At 75.0% G+C, this 16,086-nt stretch carries 13 protein-coding genes and 1 pseudogene; 11 read left to right on the forward strand and 3 right to left on the reverse strand.

From position 1 onward, the window contains the following. Positions 1 to 194 precede the first annotated feature (194 nt). From ACIQUQ_RS17875 to ACIQUQ_RS17920, 10 genes and pseudogenes are all read left to right on the forward strand, one after another. The gene (locus ACIQUQ_RS17875) at positions 195 to 2,249 is read left to right on the forward strand and encodes a tetratricopeptide repeat protein (protein WP_403976691.1); all 2,055 of its coding nucleotides are present in this window, start codon (positions 195 to 197) and stop codon (positions 2,247 to 2,249) included. 151 nt (positions 2,250 to 2,400) lie between these two features. After that, on the forward strand, positions 2,401 to 3,516 hold the full coding sequence (gene ald / locus ACIQUQ_RS17880) for an alanine dehydrogenase (protein WP_399955115.1): 1,116 nt from the start codon (positions 2,401 to 2,403) through the stop codon (positions 3,514 to 3,516). 372 nt (positions 3,517 to 3,888) lie between these two features. Continuing rightward, on the forward strand, positions 3,889 to 5,049 hold the full coding sequence (locus tag ACIQUQ_RS17885; protein WP_403976693.1) for a ParA family protein: 1,161 nt from the start codon (positions 3,889 to 3,891) through the stop codon (positions 5,047 to 5,049). Continuing rightward, on the forward strand, positions 5,034 to 5,519 hold the full coding sequence (locus ACIQUQ_RS17890) for a hypothetical protein (protein ID WP_403976695.1): 486 nt from the start codon (positions 5,034 to 5,036) through the stop codon (positions 5,517 to 5,519). The genes ACIQUQ_RS17885 and ACIQUQ_RS17890 overlap by 16 nt, the downstream gene beginning before the upstream one ends. Positions 5,520 to 7,403: 1,884 nt before the next feature. Next, positions 7,404 to 8,738: a segregation/condensation protein A gene (locus tag ACIQUQ_RS17895; protein WP_403976697.1), complete on the forward strand. Its 1,335-nt coding sequence runs from the start codon at positions 7,404 to 7,406 to the stop codon at positions 8,736 to 8,738. Then, positions 8,735 to 9,352 (forward strand): SMC-Scp complex subunit ScpB, encoded by a 618-nt coding sequence (gene scpB, locus ACIQUQ_RS17900; RefSeq protein ID WP_403976699.1) that lies wholly within the window; start codon positions 8,735 to 8,737, stop codon positions 9,350 to 9,352. Before ACIQUQ_RS17895 ends, scpB begins: the two co-directional genes overlap by 4 nt. After that, entirely contained in the window at positions 9,352 to 10,704 is a 1,353-nt protein-coding gene (locus ACIQUQ_RS17905) for a pseudouridine synthase (protein ID WP_403976701.1), read from the forward strand. The genes scpB and ACIQUQ_RS17905 overlap by 1 nt, the downstream gene beginning before the upstream one ends. A 150-nt stretch (positions 10,705 to 10,854) precedes the next feature. Beyond that, positions 10,855 to 11,628: pseudogene (locus tag ACIQUQ_RS17910) on the forward strand (NUDIX hydrolase); the annotation flags it as partial. Between the two features lie 221 nt (positions 11,629 to 11,849). Continuing rightward, positions 11,850 to 12,866 carry an ADP-ribosylglycohydrolase family protein gene (locus tag ACIQUQ_RS17915; protein WP_403976703.1) on the forward strand — a complete coding sequence of 339 codons (1,017 nt, stop codon included), beginning with the start codon at positions 11,850 to 11,852 and terminating at the stop codon, positions 12,864 to 12,866. A 98-nt stretch (positions 12,867 to 12,964) separates the two neighbouring features. Continuing rightward, on the forward strand, positions 12,965 to 13,726 hold the full coding sequence (locus tag ACIQUQ_RS17920; protein WP_403976705.1) for a DNA polymerase beta superfamily protein: 762 nt from the start codon (positions 12,965 to 12,967) through the stop codon (positions 13,724 to 13,726). A gap of 63 nt (positions 13,727 to 13,789) precedes the next feature. Here the strand turns inward: ACIQUQ_RS17920 and ACIQUQ_RS17925 are convergent, their stop codons facing one another. The 3 genes from ACIQUQ_RS17925 to ACIQUQ_RS17935 all read right to left on the reverse strand — a co-directional run bounded on the left by ACIQUQ_RS17925 (position 13,790) and on the right by ACIQUQ_RS17935 (position 15,394). After that, complete coding sequence (locus ACIQUQ_RS17925; protein WP_403976707.1) at positions 13,790 to 14,467, reverse strand: DNA polymerase beta superfamily protein; 678 nt, start codon at positions 14,465 to 14,467, stop codon at positions 13,790 to 13,792. A gap of 10 nt (positions 14,468 to 14,477) precedes the next feature. Further along, on the reverse strand, positions 14,478 to 14,972 hold the full coding sequence (locus ACIQUQ_RS17930) for a Rieske (2Fe-2S) protein (RefSeq protein WP_403976709.1): 495 nt from the start codon (positions 14,970 to 14,972) through the stop codon (positions 14,478 to 14,480). Between the two features lie 77 nt (positions 14,973 to 15,049). After that, entirely contained in the window at positions 15,050 to 15,394 is a 345-nt protein-coding gene (locus ACIQUQ_RS17935) for a DUF952 domain-containing protein (RefSeq protein WP_403976711.1), read from the reverse strand. Positions 15,395 to 15,556: 162 nt separating this feature from the next. Between ACIQUQ_RS17935 and ACIQUQ_RS17940 the strand changes: the two genes are divergently transcribed. Continuing rightward, positions 15,557 to 16,024 carry a YidB family protein gene (locus ACIQUQ_RS17940; protein ID WP_403976713.1) on the forward strand — a complete coding sequence of 156 codons (468 nt, stop codon included), beginning with the start codon at positions 15,557 to 15,559 and terminating at the stop codon, positions 16,022 to 16,024. The last annotated feature ends 62 nt before the right edge of the window (positions 16,025 to 16,086 follow it).

Raw genomic sequence — 16,086 nt, forward strand, 5'->3', positions numbered from 1 at the left:
AGGCGTACGGAGTAACCCGGCTTCGCGGTACTACCATCCGCTGATCCGATCGGGCGATTTGCCGGGTCCGTCCCCGCCGCGCTCCGCCCGGAACGCCGCTTACGGTCAACTACGCTCAGAAGCCCCCGACCTGGCTCCCACCCGGGACCTCCGGCGGGCGTTTCCCGCCACAGGCAGGGAGAGGAGCGAGCCCCGTGACGGACGAGGCGCTGGAACCCGATCGCGGCACTGGCCCCGCGGACGCCGCCGCGCCGCCGGCCTTCGTCGGCCGGCGGCGTGAGCTCAAGGAGCTCCGCGAGGACATCGCCCGCACCGGCCTCGACACCCTCTCGGGCCGCAAGGCCAAGGCCCCCCGCGCCCGCGTCCTGCTCGTCGCGGGCCGCCCCGGCTCCGGCCGCACCGCCCTCGCCGAGGAGTTCGCCCGGCAGACCGCCCCCGACTACCCCGGCGGACTGCTGCGCGCCCGCCTCACCACCTCGGACGGCGAGCGCGTACCCGCCGAGCGCACCGCCCGCGAACTGCTGGAAGCCCTCGGCGAGCCCACCCCGCCCGGCGCCGACGGCGACGAACTCACCTCATCCCTGCGCGCCGCCCTGGCCGGCCGCCGGGCCCTGCTGCTCCTGGACGACGCGGCCGACGCCGAGCAGGTCGACCCGCTGCTCCCCGACGACGGCGACTGCCTGGTCGTCGCCACCGCCGAGGGGCCGCTCACCGGCATCCCCGACGTACGCCCCTGCACCCTGGGCGGCCTCGACACCCCCGCGGCCGTCGAGTTCCTCACCGCCCGCATCGGCTCCGTGCGCGTCACCGTCGACCCCCGCGCCGCCGAGACCCTCGCCGAGGAGTGCGCCGGGCAGCCCGCCGCGCTGGCCCTGGCCGGCGGCTGGCTCGCCGCCCACCCCAAGGCCTCGGTCGCGGACGTGGCCAAGCAGCTGCACGACATGCCGGCCGAGCGCGGCGCCCTCGCCCGGGCCTTCCGGCTGGTCTACGAGTCGCTGCCGGCCCCCGCCCAGCGCACCCTGCGGCTGCTGCCCCTCGCGCCGGCCGGCGCCGTGGACGCCCACACGGCCTCCGCGCTGGCCGGCTGCTCCATCGCCGCCGCCCAGTCGACCCTGGAGGACTTCGCCGCCCTCGCCCTGGTACGGCCGGCCGCCGACGGCCAGTACCTGCTGCCCGGCTGCCTCGTCCCGCTGCTGCGCGCCCTCCTGGAGACCAGGGAACGTCCCGCCGAGGTGCAGCTGGCCCGGGCCCGGATGCTGGAGCGGACGGTGCGGCTCCTCCAGTCCTGCCTCGCCGTGATCGAGCCCGACGCGGACGAGGGGGAGGGGGCCGGGAGCCCGCTGCCCGGGGTGCCGGCACCCGGCGGCCGGTCCGCTCCGCCGCGCGCCCTGCGCTTCCCCGACGCCCGGGCCGCCGGGGCCTGGCTGGACGGCCGGCTGCCGGTCCTGACGGCCGCCGCCCGGCTCGCGGTGGCCGACGGGGAGCTGGACACGCTGGCCAGGCGGCTGGTGGCCGCGCTGGTACGGGCCCTGGCGGCGCACCGCGGCACGGAGGCGGCCGCGCCCGAGCTGTACGGGCTGCACGGCCTGGTCCTGGACGTGGCGGAGCGGCGCGGCCTGCACCGGGAGCGGGCCGCGGCCCTGCTGAACCTGGGTGACCTGGACCACGGCACCGGCCGCACCCGGGCCGCCCTGGACCGCTACCGGGCCGCGCTGGACGCGGGACGGGCGGCGAACGACCCGTACGCGACCGGCCGCGCGATGGAATCCGTAGGCGGCGCGTACCAGGAGCTGGGGGACTGGCACCGGGCCGCGGACTGGTTCGGCCGTGCACTGGCCCAGAGCCTGTCGCGCGGGGAGCGCGCGGACGAGGCGCGGCTGAACGGCCGGCTCGGCAGCGTGCACACGTACGCGGGACGTTACGGCGAGGCGCTGCGCTGCTGGCGGTCGGCCGCGGCAGGCTACCGGAAGCTGGCCGATGTGCCGGGCCGCGCAAGGGCGTTGAGCGAGATGGCGCGCGTCCAGGAGTACGCCGGACGGCCCGAGGAGTCGCTGCACACCTGCCGTGCCGCGATCGACCTGGCGCGGGAGGCCGGGGACCAGCGGCTCCAGGCCGCGCTGCAGGTGCGGCTGGCCGACACGCTCGACCGGCTCGGCGACCCGGCGGCGGCCCGGCTGCACCGGGCGGCTGCGGACAGACTGCTGGGAGACGACCCCGTAGCCTGCGAAATCCGTAGTGCTTCCGGCTGAGATTAATGCTTTGTAAGGCTAGACAGCCGGAAATCCTTCATTAGACTGGCTCTGCCGCGTTCATCTGCGGTGCATCCCGTTGCGCACTCCCGCCGACGGGTATGTATGGATTGAGCCGTTTAATCCCCTGAGTCAAGGACCGTGATCGACGATGAAGGTCGGCATCCCCCGCGAGGTCAAGAACAACGAGTTCCGCGTGGCCATCACCCCCGCCGGTGTCCACGAGCTCGTCCGCAACGGCCACCAGGTCTTCGTCGAGCAGAACGCCGGTGTCGGCTCATCGATCACGGACGCCGAGTACGTCGCCGCCGGCGCCGAGATCCTCGCCACCGCGGACGAGGTCTGGGCCACGGCCGACCTGCTGCTGAAGGTCAAGGAGCCCATCGCGGAGGAGTACCACCGCCTCCGCAAGGACCAGACCCTCTTCACCTACCTGCACCTGGCCGCCTCCAAGGAGTGCACCGACGCGCTCCTCGAGTCCGGCACCACCGCCATCGCGTACGAGACGGTCGAGCTCGCCAACCGCGCGCTGCCGCTGCTCGCCCCGATGTCCGAGGTCGCGGGCCGCCTGGCCCCGCAGGTCGGCGCCTACCACCTGATGCGCTCGGCCGGCGGCCGCGGCATCCTCCCCGGCGGCGTCCCGGGCACCCAGGCCGCCAAGGCGGTCGTCATCGGCGGTGGCGTCTCCGGCTGGAACGCCGCGCAGATCGCCATCGGCATGGGCTTCCACGTGACCCTGCTCGACCGCGACATCAACAAGCTCCGCGAGGCCGACAAGATCTTCGGCACGAAGATCCAGACGATCGTCTCCAACGCCTTCGAGCTGGAGAAGGCCGTCCTCGAGGCCGACCTCGTCATCGGCGCCGTGCTGATCCCGGGTGCGAAGGCCCCGAAGCTGGTCACCAACGAGCTGGTCTCCCGGATGAAGCCCGGAAGTGTCCTTGTCGACATTGCGATCGACCAGGGCGGCTGCTTCGAGGACTCCCGTCCGACCACCCACGCCGAGCCGACCTTCCAGGTCCACAACTCGGTCTTCTACTGCGTCGCCAACATGCCGGGCGCGGTCCCGAACACCTCCACCTACGCGCTCACCAACGCCACGCTGCCCTACATCGTGTCGCTGGCGAACAACGGCTGGGTCGAGGCGCTGCGCCGCGACGCCGCCCTCGCGCTGGGCCTCAACACCCATGAGGGCCAGGTCGTTTACGGCCCGGTCGCCGAGGCCCACGGCTACGAGCACGTCGAGCTGAACACCCTGATCGGCTGAGCCCAGGGACCTGCGTCAACCGTCTGACGCCAATCTCACGCGTCCGGCCGGACCTTGCCCCGCAAGGTCCGGCCGGACGTGTTTATCGACACCGTGTACCGGGGGACACCCCCTCCCGGGCGCGGCACGCCGAGGGGGATCAACTCGCCTCGAACGTAACCCTTTAACCGTTTCGCACACCCGCGAAACTTCACAGTGACAGCCCGTACGCCCTTGACAGAGTGGTGTTCGGATGCCGACACATCGTGCCGCGTCCGGCCGATTGTGTTGCTGCGGAGCGGTGACACGCCATAGAGTCGCCAACCGTCGGCATGGTGCCACGCTGACCTATCGATAAGTTTCCTGGTCACGTCCGAGGAGGTAAGACGACTTGTGAATGAGTCGACATTTGCTCCTGGGGGTGGTCAAGCAGGAGGGTCTGCGCGGGGCCAGGGCCCTGCCGGGCTCGAAGCTGTCGGCTCCGTCGCGGTCCGCACCTTCGCAAACCACCAGCACATGACGACGCCCCAAAAGAGCATGGACGGCCTAGACGTGAACTCCATGGCCGGCGACCTGAGCGGCCGAGAGCCCACCGGTTTCGCCGACTACGACGAGGTGCCCGAGGGGCACTTCTACGACCCCGACGCCGAGTACGAGCCCGACCCCGAGTACGCGGCCACCCTCGCCCCCGACGCAGCGAGACAGCGTCGGGAGCGGATCGGCCCGACCGGACGGCCGCTGCCGTACTTCCCGATCCCGGGTCCCCTGACCGACCACGGTCCCGCGAAGATCATCGCGATGTGCAACCAGAAGGGCGGCGTCGGCAAGACCACGTCGACCATCAACCTGGGTGCCGCGCTCGCCGAGTACGGGCGGCGCGTGCTGCTCGTCGACTTCGACCCGCAGGGCGCCCTGTCGGTCGGCCTCGGCGTGAACCCGATGGAGCTGGACCTCACCGTCTACAACCTGCTCATGGAGCGGGGCATGTCGGCGGACGAGGTGCTGCTCAAGACCGCGGTCCCCAACATGGACCTGCTGCCGAGCAACATCGATCTCTCGGCCGCGGAAGTGCAGTTGGTGAGCGAGGTCGCGCGCGAGTCGACGCTCCAGCGCGCGCTGAAGCCGCTGATGAACGACTACGACTACATCGTGATCGACTGTCAGCCCTCGCTCGGCCTGCTGACCGTCAACGCCCTGACGGCGGCTCACAAGGTCATCGTGCCGCTGGAATGCGAGTTCTTCGCGCTGCGCGGTGTGGCGCTGCTGACCGAGACCATCGAGAAAGTCCAGGAGCGGCTCAACCCGGAGCTGGAGCTCGACGGCATCCTCGCCACCATGTACGACTCCCGTACGGTGCACAGCCGTGAGGTGCTGGCGCGCGTGGTCGAGGCCTTCGACGACCACGTCTACCACACCGTCATCGGGCGTACGGTCCGCTTCCCGGAGACCACGGTCGCCGGCGAGCCCATCACCACGTACGCCTCCAACTCCGTCGGCGCCGCCGCCTATCGCCAGCTCGCCAGGGAGGTGCTCGCCCGGTGTCCCGCCGAGTGAGTCTGCCCGGAGCCGACGAACTCTTCCGTACGACAGGGGGGATGGCGCTGCAGGCGTCCTCGCCCCGGCGCCCGGCGGACCCCGGGCACGAGGACGCCGCCGCGGACGACGCGGCGGAGGGCCGGGCGCGGGAGGGCGAGACCGTGGCGGCCGCGGAGCCGGTGGTGACTCCGCAGAGGCGCCCGCAGGAAGGTTCCCCCGCCCCCGCCGCGGCCGCGAGCCCGCGGCGCAAAGGGGGCGGCCGGAACCGCCGCCCGAGCGGGCGGGAGCGGCACGACGAGAAGATCACGGTCTACGTCTCCGCCGAGGAACTGATGGACCTGGAGCACGCGCGGCTGGTGCTGCGCGGGGAGCACGGGCTGGCCGTGGACCGCGGCCGCATCGTCCGCGAGGCGGTCGCGGTCGTCCTGGCCGACCTGGAGTCGCGCGGCGACGCCAGCATCCTGGTCCGCCGCCTCCGCGGCCGCTGACGGGGCCCCGGCCCCGCAGCCCCCGGGCCCCTGCCCCGGGCCCCAGCCCCGGGCCCTGCCCCGGGCCCCTGCCCCGGGCCTCTGTCCCAGCCCCGGGGTCGTAGCCCCTGCCCTGGGCCGTAGCCCTCGGGCCACAGCCCCCGGCCGTAGCGCCGGGCCCTGGGCCGGTGCCCTCGGGCCGGCCTCCGCCCCCGGGCCACTGTCCCGCCCCCGGGCCGTAGCGCCGGGCCTCGGGCCGTAGCCCCCGGCCTCGGGCCGTAGCGCCGGGCCTCGGGCCGTAGCCCCCGGCCTCGGGCCGTTGCCCTCGGGCCGGCCACCGTTCCCGGGCCGGAGTCCTCGGACCGGAGCCCCTGGCGCATGAGCCCCCCGGCCCCACGGGCCGTAGCCCTTGGCTGTCTGGATCGCCGGCCCACGGGTCGCTGCCTCGGGCCCCACGGGCCGCAGCCCCCAGGTCCCCGGTCCGCTGCTCCTGGCTCCCGGTTGACCGGAACCCCCGTGCCACGGGCCCGCTGCCACTGGCCCACCGGGCCGCCTGGCCCTGGGCCTGCGTGCCGGAGCCCGGGCCCCCGGCCCGCCCCCCGGAGCTGTGGGCCCCTGGCCGTCCGGGGCTGGTGCCACTGGCCCACGGGAGCCGGTGCCTCCGGACCCCAACCGACCGGAGCCCGGGGCCCCAACGGCCCGCCTCGGGCCCTGGCCTCCCTCGGAGCCGCCGGCCGGCACTGGGGGTGCGGGAGGGCCGGCGTCCGATCGGTGCCCGGTACGGCGGGCCCTGCGGGGCATGCCCCTGGCCCGCCCTCTCACCGTCTCCCCGGGGCTCCGCCCCGGACCCCGGCGCCCACCGCAGCGGGAACTCCGAGACACCGTCTCCGCAGGGCTTCGCCCCGGATCGGCCATGGCGGAGGCGCCGAGCCGCGGTCCGCTCCGGGCCCGCCCCGGGTGGTGGAGGGCGGGGGTACCGGGGCCCGGTTACTGGCCGGGTTCTGGGGCTTCCCGGGGGTGTGGGCCTGGGCGTCGTCGGCGCTGGGATCCGGTCGGGGCCGCGACTGCGGGGCCGTGTGGGGCGTCGTGGTGGGCGGTGGCACCGATAGCCTTCCGCGTACTGCCGTGACTTCCGCACCCTGGACCGTGATGCCCCCGAACGACCCCGTGCCGCCCGCCCGCGGCCTCCGGCGCCTCCTGGGCCGCGGCCCGGGCGCGTCACCGTCCACCCGGCCCGGCCCGGCGCCGGAGGCCCCCGAGACCGCCCCGGAGCCCCGCCCGCAGGACACCACCGTGCCGGCCGGCGGGGACGTGCCCGTCCCCGCCTCCGCTTCCCCCGGCGATGCGGCCCCCGCGGGGCTGCAGCCCGCCCCTGCTCCGGTCGCCGAAGACGCGTCGCCGCTCGCTCCCGCCGAGTCCGGCGCACCCGCCTCCGGGGCGGATGCGCCCCGCGGCCACGACGCAGCCCTCCCGCGCCCGGCGGACGCCGAGCCTGCGCCAGGTCCCGTGGACGGGGCCACGGCGGCCGCCGGGGAACTGCCGGGCGCAGACTGGTCCGCCGTTCCGCCGCCGTACGAGGGTGCCGCTGCCGCGCAGCCGGGCGAGGCCGTGCCGGCTGCGGCGGCGGTCGCTGCCGCAGCCGCGCCCGCGGCTCGGGTGCGGGACGAGGCCGGCGGGCCCACCCCGGCCTGGCCTGCGGGTGGAGCCGAGCCGACCGTCCACCGTCCCCCCGTCGGACCGTCGGGCGAGCCCCGCACCGCGGGGCCGGCAGCACATGGGGAGGGAACGGTGCCCGCCGCTTCGGGAGGCGGCCGGCAGGCACCCACTGAGCCGGGAGGCGACGGTCCTGCACCCGCCGGGCTTGGAAGCGACGGGACGGCCCCCGGTGAGCCGGGAGCCGACCGGGTGGCCCCCGCCGGGTCGGGAAGCGACGGTCTTGCACCCTCCTGGCAGGGAGCCGATTGGGCGGCCCCCGCCGGGTCGGGAGGCGACGGTCTTGCACCCGCCGGGCCGGGACGCGAGGGGACGGTCCTCGGTGAGCCGGGAGGCGACCGGGCGGCCCCTGCCGGGTCACGGCACGTCAGTGTCGGTTCGACACGAGCGGGTGGCGACGGTCTTGCACCCGCCGGGCCGGGAGGCGAGGGGACGGTCCTCGGTGAGCCGGGAGGCGACCGGGCGGCCCCTGCCGGGTCGGGTGGCGACGGTCTTGCACCCGCCGGGCCGGGAGGCGAGGGGACAGTCCCCGGTGAGCCGGGAGGCGACCGGGCGGTACCCGTTGGGTCGGGAGGAGAGGGGACGGCACCCGCCGGGCCGGGAGGGGAGGGGGCGGCACCCGCCGGGGGTGGCGGGGCAGCACCCGGTGAGCCGGGAGGCGCGCCGGCACCCGCGGAGCCGGGAGGCGGGTCGGTACCCGCGGAGCCGGGAGGCGACGGGCGGTTCACCGTGCGGCTCCACAATTTCGAGGGGCCCTTCGACCTGCTGCTCCAGTTGATCTCGCGGCACCGGATGGACGTCACCGAGGTCGCGCTGTCGCGGGTCACCGACGAGTTCATGGCCCACATCCGGGCCATGGGGCCCGACTGGGACCTCGACCAGACCACCGAGTTCCTCGTCGTCGCCGCCACGCTCCTCGACCTCAAGGCCGCCCGGCTGCTGCCCACCGCCGAGGTCGAGGACGAGGCCGACCTCGCCCTCCTGGAGGCCCGCGACCTGCTCTTCGCCCGGCTGCTCCAGTACCGCGCGTACAAGCGGATCGCCGAGATCTTCGAGGAGCGGGCGGAGGCCGAGGGACGCCGGTACCCCCGTACCGTCGGCCTCGAGGACACCCACGCCGAGCTGCTGCCCGAGGTCGTCATCAGCATCGGCGCCGAGGGCTTCGCCCGGCTGGCGGTCAAGGCCATGCAGCCCAAGGCCAAGCCGCAGGTGTACGTGGACCACATCCACGCCCCCCTGGTCAGCGTCCGGGAGCAGGGCGAGCTGCTGGTGGCCCGCCTCAGGGAGCTCGGCCGGGCCGGCTTCCGGGAGCTGACCGCCGACGCCGCAGACACCCTGACCGTCGTCGCCCGTTTCCTGGCCCTCCTGGAGCTCTACCGGGAGAAGGCCGTCGCCCTCGACCAGGAGGAGGCGCTCGGCGAGCTGACCGTCCGCTGGACCGGCGGCACGGGCACGGACGCCGGAGCCCCCCTCGTCTCCGACGAGTTCGACCAGACCGTACGGCCCGACGAGGAGGACGCCCGATGAGCGTCGCGGACCTTGAGCTGAAACCCGCCCTGGAGGCCGTCCTGATGGTCGTGGACGAGCCCGCGACCGAGGAGCACCTCGCCAAGGTGCTGGAGCGCCCCGTCCGCGACGTGGCACTCGCCCTGCGCGAACTGGCCGACGAGTACACCGTCCAGCGCCGCGGTTTCGAGCTGCGCCTGGTCGCCGGCGGCTGGCGGTTCTACACCCGGCCGGAATACGCGGCGGCCGTCGAGGGCTTCGTACTGGACGGGCAGCAGGCCCGGCTCACCCAGGCGGCCCTGGAGACCCTCGCGGTCGTCGCCTACCGCCAGCCGGTCAGCCGCTCCCGGGTCTCCGCGGTCCGCGGCGTGAACTGTGACGGCGTCATGCGCACCCTCCTCCAGCGCGGTCTGGTCGAGGAGGCGGGCACGGAACCCGAAACAGGTGCGATCCTGTACAGGACGACGAACTACTTTCTGGAGCGGATGGGCCTGCGCGGCCTGGACGAGCTCCCGGAGCTCGCGCCCTTCCTCCCGGAGGCGGACGCGATCGAGGCCGAGACGCAGGAAGGCGTCCCGTCGTTCGATCCGGACGCTCCGGACACAGACGAAGACGACAAGACGACGGACATTTGATGCGAAGCAGCGGCGGCAACGGCGGCAACAGGAACAGCGGCGGTGGCGGCGGGCGTGGCAACGCCCGCGGCGGCAGCTCCGGCGGGGGCGGTGGCTACCGCGGCGGCGGCTCCGGCGGTGGCAGCGGCTCCGGCCGCGGAGGCTCCGGCGGCGGTTCCCGCGGAGGGTCTGGCGGCGGCTACCGCTCCGGTGGCAGCGGCTCCGGCGGCCGCGGTGGCAGCTCCGGCCGCGGTGGCAGCTCCGGCGGCGGTTACGGCCGCGGTGGCAGCTCCGGCGGCTACCAGGGCGGCTCCGACTCGCGCGATCGCGAGCAGGCGCCCCGCATCCGCAACCCCCGCCCCGAGGAGCGTCGCTACGACGTGGGCCCCGAGGGCGAGCGCAGCGGCCGCAGCGGCCCCAAGGCGGGCGGCGGCGGTGCCCGTGGCGCGGCCGCGCGCGGTGGCGCCAAGGGCGGCCCCCGCACCTCCAAGACGCCCGGCATCGGCGGGGCGGGCGGCCCGCGCAGCGGCCCCGGCAGCCGCAGCGGCCAGTCGCGCCCCCGCGAGCTGGACGCGCGGATCGAGGAGCGCGTGCGCGAGCGGTACGCCGACAAGCCCGTGATCAAGACCCCGAAGACCTTCCCGGGCGCCGAGCAGGAGGGTGAGCGCCTGCAGAAGGTGCTGGCCCGGGCCGGCATGGGCTCGCGGCGCGCCTGCGAGGAGCTGATCGAGCAGGCCCGCGTCGAGGTCAACGGCGAGATCGTCACGGAGCAGGGCAAGCGCGTCCAGCCGAAGGACGAGATCAAGGTGGACGGTCTGACCGTCGCCACCCAGTCGTACCTGTTCTTCGCCCTCAACAAGCCGGCCGGCGTCGTCTCCACCATGGAGGACCCGGACGGCCGCCAGTGCCTCGGCGACTACGTCACCAACCGCGAGACCCGGCTGTTCCACGTCGGCCGTCTCGACACGGAGACCGAGGGCATCATCCTGCTCACCAACCACGGCGAGCTGGCCCACCGCCTCACCCACCCCAAGTACGGCGTGCAGAAGACCTACCTCGCCGCCATCACCGGCCCGCTGCCCCGCGAGATCGGCAAGCGCCTGCAGTCCGGCATCCAGCTGGAGGACGGGTACGCGAAGGCCGACCACTTCCGGGTGGTCGACCAGGTCGGCAAGAACTACCTGGTGGAGGTCACCCTCCACGAGGGCCGCAAGCACATCGTCCGCCGCATGCTGGCCGAGGCCGGCTTCCCGGTCGAGAAGCTCGTACGGACCGCCTTCGGCCCGATCGAGCTCGGCGACCAGAAGTCCGGCTGGCTGCGCCGCCTCACCAACACCGAGGTCGGCATGCTGATGCGCGAGGTCGGTCTGTAGGACGGCCGCGCACCGCGCGCAACGCTCACGGCAGGGCCCCCGCCTCCACCGGCGGGGGCCCTGCCGTTTCCGTTTCCGCTCGCACTCCCTTGTCCGCGGAGCCGAGGGGGCTTTATAGTCAGTGTGACTATTAAAAAGGGGGGTGTCCCGGTGCCGCAGGGCTATGACCCGTACGCCTTCGAGCCGTTCGCCGTCACCGTCGACCTGGCGGTCTTCACGGTGCGGGGCGGCCGGCTGCACGTGCTGCTGATCCGGCGCGGCCGGGAGCCGTACGCGGGGGCCTGGGCGCTGCCCGGCGGGTTCCTGCTGCCGCGGGAGTCCGCCGAGACCGCCGCACGCCGGGAGCTGGCCGAGGAGACGGGGCTGCCGGAGCCGGTGGTCGCGGGACTCCACCTGGAACAGCTGCGCACGTACAGCGAGCCGGACCGGGACCCGCGGATGCGGGTCGTGTCGGTGGCGTACACCGCGCTCGTACCGGACCTGCCCGAACCGGCGGCGGGCGGCGGCGGGGACGCCGAGCACGCCCGCTGGGTGCCGCTCGACGGCGCCGGTGACGGCGGCCCCGGCGACGGCGGCCCCGGCGACCAGGAAGGGCCGGGCCCCGGAGGGAGCGGTGCGCTCGCCTTCGACCACGACCGGATCCTGGCCGACGCGCGGGAGCGGGTCGGCGCGCGGCTGGAGTACACCTGCCTCGCCACCGCCTTCTGCGCCCCCGAGTTCACCCTCGGGGAGCTGCAGGCGGTGTACGAGACGGTCTGGGGCACCGTCCTGGACCGGCCCAACTTCCGGCGCAAGGTGCTGGCCACCCAGGGGTTCGTCGAACAGGTCCCCGGGGCCGCCCGGCTGACCGGCGGACGCGGCAAACCGGCCGCCGTGTACCGGGCCGGGCCCGCCACCGCGCTCCACCCGCCGCTGCTCCGGCCGGGCGACGGATCCCGCCGGGGCGACCGGCAGGACCGGCGGCCGGCGGACCCGGCACCCCGGACACCGGCGCCGGCACGGACAGAAGCACAGGCACAGGCACAGGCACAGGCACAGGCACCGGCACCGGCGCACGCACCGCCGGCGGCGCACTCCAGGGCCCGGGAAGAGGCCCGCGAGCAGGCGCAGCCACACGCAGGAACACCGAGGGAAGGACGACGGGGATGACGACGACCAGGACCAAGTGCGCGGCGACCGGCTCGCTGATCGGGCTGGCGCTCGGGGACGCCCTGGGCTTCCCCACCGAGTTCAACGACGTACCGTCGATCCTCGCCAAGTGCGGGCCCTGGCGGGAGATGGAACTGCCCAGGCCCGCCGTCGTCTCGGACGACACGCAGATGACCCTGGCCCTCGGCCGGGCCCTGCGCACGGCGATGGAGCGCGGGTACCTCGCCCCGCTGCGGCTGCTGCGCCCGCTGCGCGACGAGTTCACCGACTGGTACCACTCGCCGCAGAACAACCGCGCCCCCGGCCGCACCTGCATGGTCGCCTGCCGCCTGCTGGACACCGGCCGGGACTGGCACGAGGCCAGCCAGATCGACTCCAAGGGCTGCGGCGCCAACATGCGGGTGGCGCCGATCGGCCTGGCCCCCGGCCTGACCACGGACCAGCGGGCCGGCGCCGCGCAGCTCCAGTCCGCCGTCACCCACGGCCACCCCACCGCGCTGGCCGCCTCCGACCTGACGGCCCGGGCGGTGTGGCTCCTCGCGCAGGGCGCCGAGCCCACCGGCCTGGTGGGCCTGCTCCGTTCGTACGCGCTCGACAACCGCACCCGGTACCACGAGACGTGGCTGGGCGACCTGTGGACCCGCGCCCACGACGCCTCGCCCGAGGACTTCATCGCCCGCGGCTGGGACGAGTGCCTGGCGGTCCTGGACCGGCTGGCGGCCGCCCTGCGCAACCCCTCGCCGGAGACCGACCCCTGCCTGACCACCGGGGAGGGCTGGATCGCCGAGGAGGCGCTGGCCACCGCGCTCCAGTGCTTCCTGCTCTTCCCGGAGGAGCCGCTCCGGGCGCTGCGCCGGGCCGCCTGCACCTCCGGGGACTCCGACTCGATCGCCTGCCTGGCCGGCGCCTTCGCCGGGGCCCACCTGGGCGCGGCCGCCTGGCCCGGCGAGTGGGCGGAGCGCATCGAGTACCGCAGGGAACTCCTTGCGCTGGGGGCCCTCTGGGACGCCTGAGCGGCGGGGGCCCGCCGGCCCGGGAGGCGGCAGCCGGCCGGCCCGGGGGGACGGGGGCCGGCCGGCGGGCCCCGCCGGCCGGCTGGCATGATCGGGCCATGCTGGACGCCCTGAGTGTGGACCTGACCCCCGTCGTCGCCGAGCAGCCCGACCCGCTGCTGTTCGCGACCGTCTCGGGCGCGCACCTGTACGGGTTCCCCTCGCGGGACTCCGACGTGGACCTGCGCGGCGTGCACCTGCTGCCGGTCGCCTCGCTCATCGGGCTGCGCGAGCCGGAGGAGACCCGCACCCGGATGTGGGACCGCGACGGAGTCGAGATGGACCTCGTCACGCACGACCTGCGCAAGTTCGTCCGGCTGATGCTCCGCCGCAACGGCTACGTGCTGGAACAGCTCCTCTCGCCCCTGGTGGTGCACACCACCGGGGCGCACGAGGAGCTGCGTGCGCTGGCGCCCGGGGTGCTCACCTCCCACCACGCCCACCACTACCGGGGGTTCGCGGGCACGCAGTGGCGGCTCTTCGAGCGGACCGGGGAGCTGAAGCCGCTGCTGTACTCCTTCCGGGCGCTGCTGACCGGCGTGCACCTGATGCGGGCGGGGGAGGTGCAGGCGCACCTGCCGACGCTGTGCGGGGAGGTGCCGGAGGCGCCCGGGTACCTGGGGGAGCTGATCGAGGCGAAGGCCGCCGCCGAACACGGGCCCGCGGAGGGCCTCGTACCCGGCCGGCTGCGGGCGGACCACGAGGCGCTGCACCGCGTGCTCGACGCGGCCGAGGCGGAGACCCGGCTGCCGGAGCGGCCCGGATCCCTCGACGCGCTCCACGAGTTCGTCGTACGGGCCAGGACCGGCGAGCCGTCCTAGCCGTACCGTCCGGGCCCGCCGACGGCCCTGCCCCTGCCGGCACGGCACGGCCAGGGCCGGCCGTCAGGCCGAGGCGCGGCGGGTGCGGACGAGGAAGTCCTCGACCGCGGGCCGGTCGGGTTCGGGCGCCAGCGGGGTGCCGGCGGCCGCGGCCTCCGCCTCCTCCGTGAGGCGGTTCATCCAGGACTCGACCTCCGCCCAGGTCAGTTCGCCGCGCTTCACCGCCAGCAGCCGGTCCCGGTACGGACCGGCGTCGATGTCCAGGCGGCCGGTGCGCAGCAGGTCCCGGCAGGACAGCAGCAGCCGCAGCAGGTGCATGGCGTGCTTCCAGCGCGGGGCGCCGTGGTTGCGCACGTCGGCCTCCAGCTTCGCCCGCTGGCCGGCCGCGTAGCGGGCGAAGGTGGTGTGGGCACGGGCCGACAGGAACGCCGGGCGCAGCGCGAGGAGTTCCTCGCCGGTGCCGGTGATCCGCTCGACCAGCGGGGAGTGCAGGCACTCCAGGATGTTCGGGTTGTTCTTCAGCGCCAGCTCGCAGAAGCGTTCCAGCTCCCACGAGAACTGCTCCTCCAGCGGCCCCTCCACGTGCGTGGGGGGCTTCTCGAAGCGCCAGTACAGCGGGGTCGGGGCGAGGAAGACACCGCGCCGGTCGGTGTCGCTGCCCTCCGTCGCCAGTCCGAACGCGCGTGAGCCCATCACGCACGCGTAGATCGTGTGGTCGCGTACCAGCGCTTCGGGATGCATACGGGCGAGGCTACGCCAGCCGGATCTCGCCGCCCTCGACGGTGATCTCCTTCCCGGGCAGCGGCTTCGTCGCGGGTCCGTGCACCACCGCGCCGTCCCCGACGGCGAACTTGCTGCCGTGGCAGGGGCAGTCGATCGTGCCGTCCGCCACCTTGTTGACCGTGCAGCCGCGGTGCGTGCAGACCGCGCTGAAGGCCTTGAACTCGCCCGTCGTGGGCTGGGTGACCACGATCTTCTCCGCCGCCAGGACGGTGCCGCCGCCGACGGGCACCTCCGAGGTCTTCAGCAGCGCCTCCCCGGGCGTCCCGCTCGCCTCGGCCGGGGCGGACGCGGACGCGGACGGCGGGGCCGACTCCGCCGGGGTGCCGGCCCCCGTCGTCGCGGGCGGGGTGCTCGCGCCCGTACCGCCCCCGTCGTCGTCGGAACCGCAGCCGGCCAGGGTGCCGGTCGCCAGGACCGCCGCACCGGCCGCCATCACGGCACGGCGGGAGGTGTCTTCACGCATGTTCGCTCCTCGGGTCGTCGCTCAGGTGCAGCATCCTGGCGCGCCCGGGTCCCCAGGAGAAGCACCCGCCGCCCGCGTCAGGCGGCGCCGCTCCACGGGACGAGGTCCAGCGGTACGCCGTCCCCGTCGCGCCGCACCTCCCACAGCCTGGTCACCGCCGCCCGGTCGAGGGGTCCGTACACGTGCGGGTAGCGCGCACCCGCTTCACCCTCCCGGCGGACCTCCGACGTGAGGGCCCGCTCGTCGACCTCCACCGCGAGCAGCGGGCCGGGCACCTGCCGGTAGTGCCGGCCGGCGATCTCCAGGACGGTGGGCCGGTCGGCCGAACAGTGCGTGAACCCCTCGGAGTCGAGGGAGGGCGGGGCGTACGGGAGGCCGGGGTCGGCGGACCAGTCGGCGAGCGTGACGAGGTGGAAGATCATGCCCCGGTTGTACCGCAGGGCCGTCCGGGGCGCCGTCCGCCAGGTGGCGGTACGGGGTGGTCCGGGTGACATTGTCCGTGGCCCGGCGGCCGTACGGCCCTCGCGGTCCGGTACCGGACCCGCACCGGCGCGGGCTCCGGCCCTCACTCGAAAGGCGTGACCATGGCGGGTAACGACCTCGGCTCCCTGCTGGGCGGTCTCCTCGGCGGCGGTGGCAGTGGCAGCGGGCAGGGCGGCGGCGCGGGCAACGTCCTCGGCGCACTGCTCGGCGCCCTCATGGGCGGCAGCGGCCAGGGCTCGGGCGGCCAGGGCTCGGGCGGCCAGGGCCCGGGGAGCGCGAACGGCAACCCGCTCGGCGGGCTGCTGGACCTGCTGACCAGGTCCGGCCTCGTCGACCAGGCCCGGTCCTGGGTCGGCGCCGGCGAGAACCAGCCGGTCAGCGGCGCCCAGCTGGCGGAGGCCCTGCCGGACGACGCCCTCCGGAAGGCGGCCGCGGAGGCGGGCGTCTCCCCGGAGGAGGCCGCCGACGAGATCGCCCGCTCCCTGCCCCGGGTCGTCGACAGGCTGACGCCCCAGGGCACCCTCCCGAGCGGCTCGCTGGAGGACATCATCCGCGCGCAGAACCTGTGAGCCTGACGCGGGGCAGGGCTTCGGCACCGGCGGTGCGCCGGGCCTGGCCGCCCGCACGGCGT

This window comes from Streptomyces sp. NPDC101118 (assembly GCF_044759445.1).
Lineage (GTDB): Bacteria > Actinomycetota > Actinomycetes > Streptomycetales > Streptomycetaceae > Streptomyces.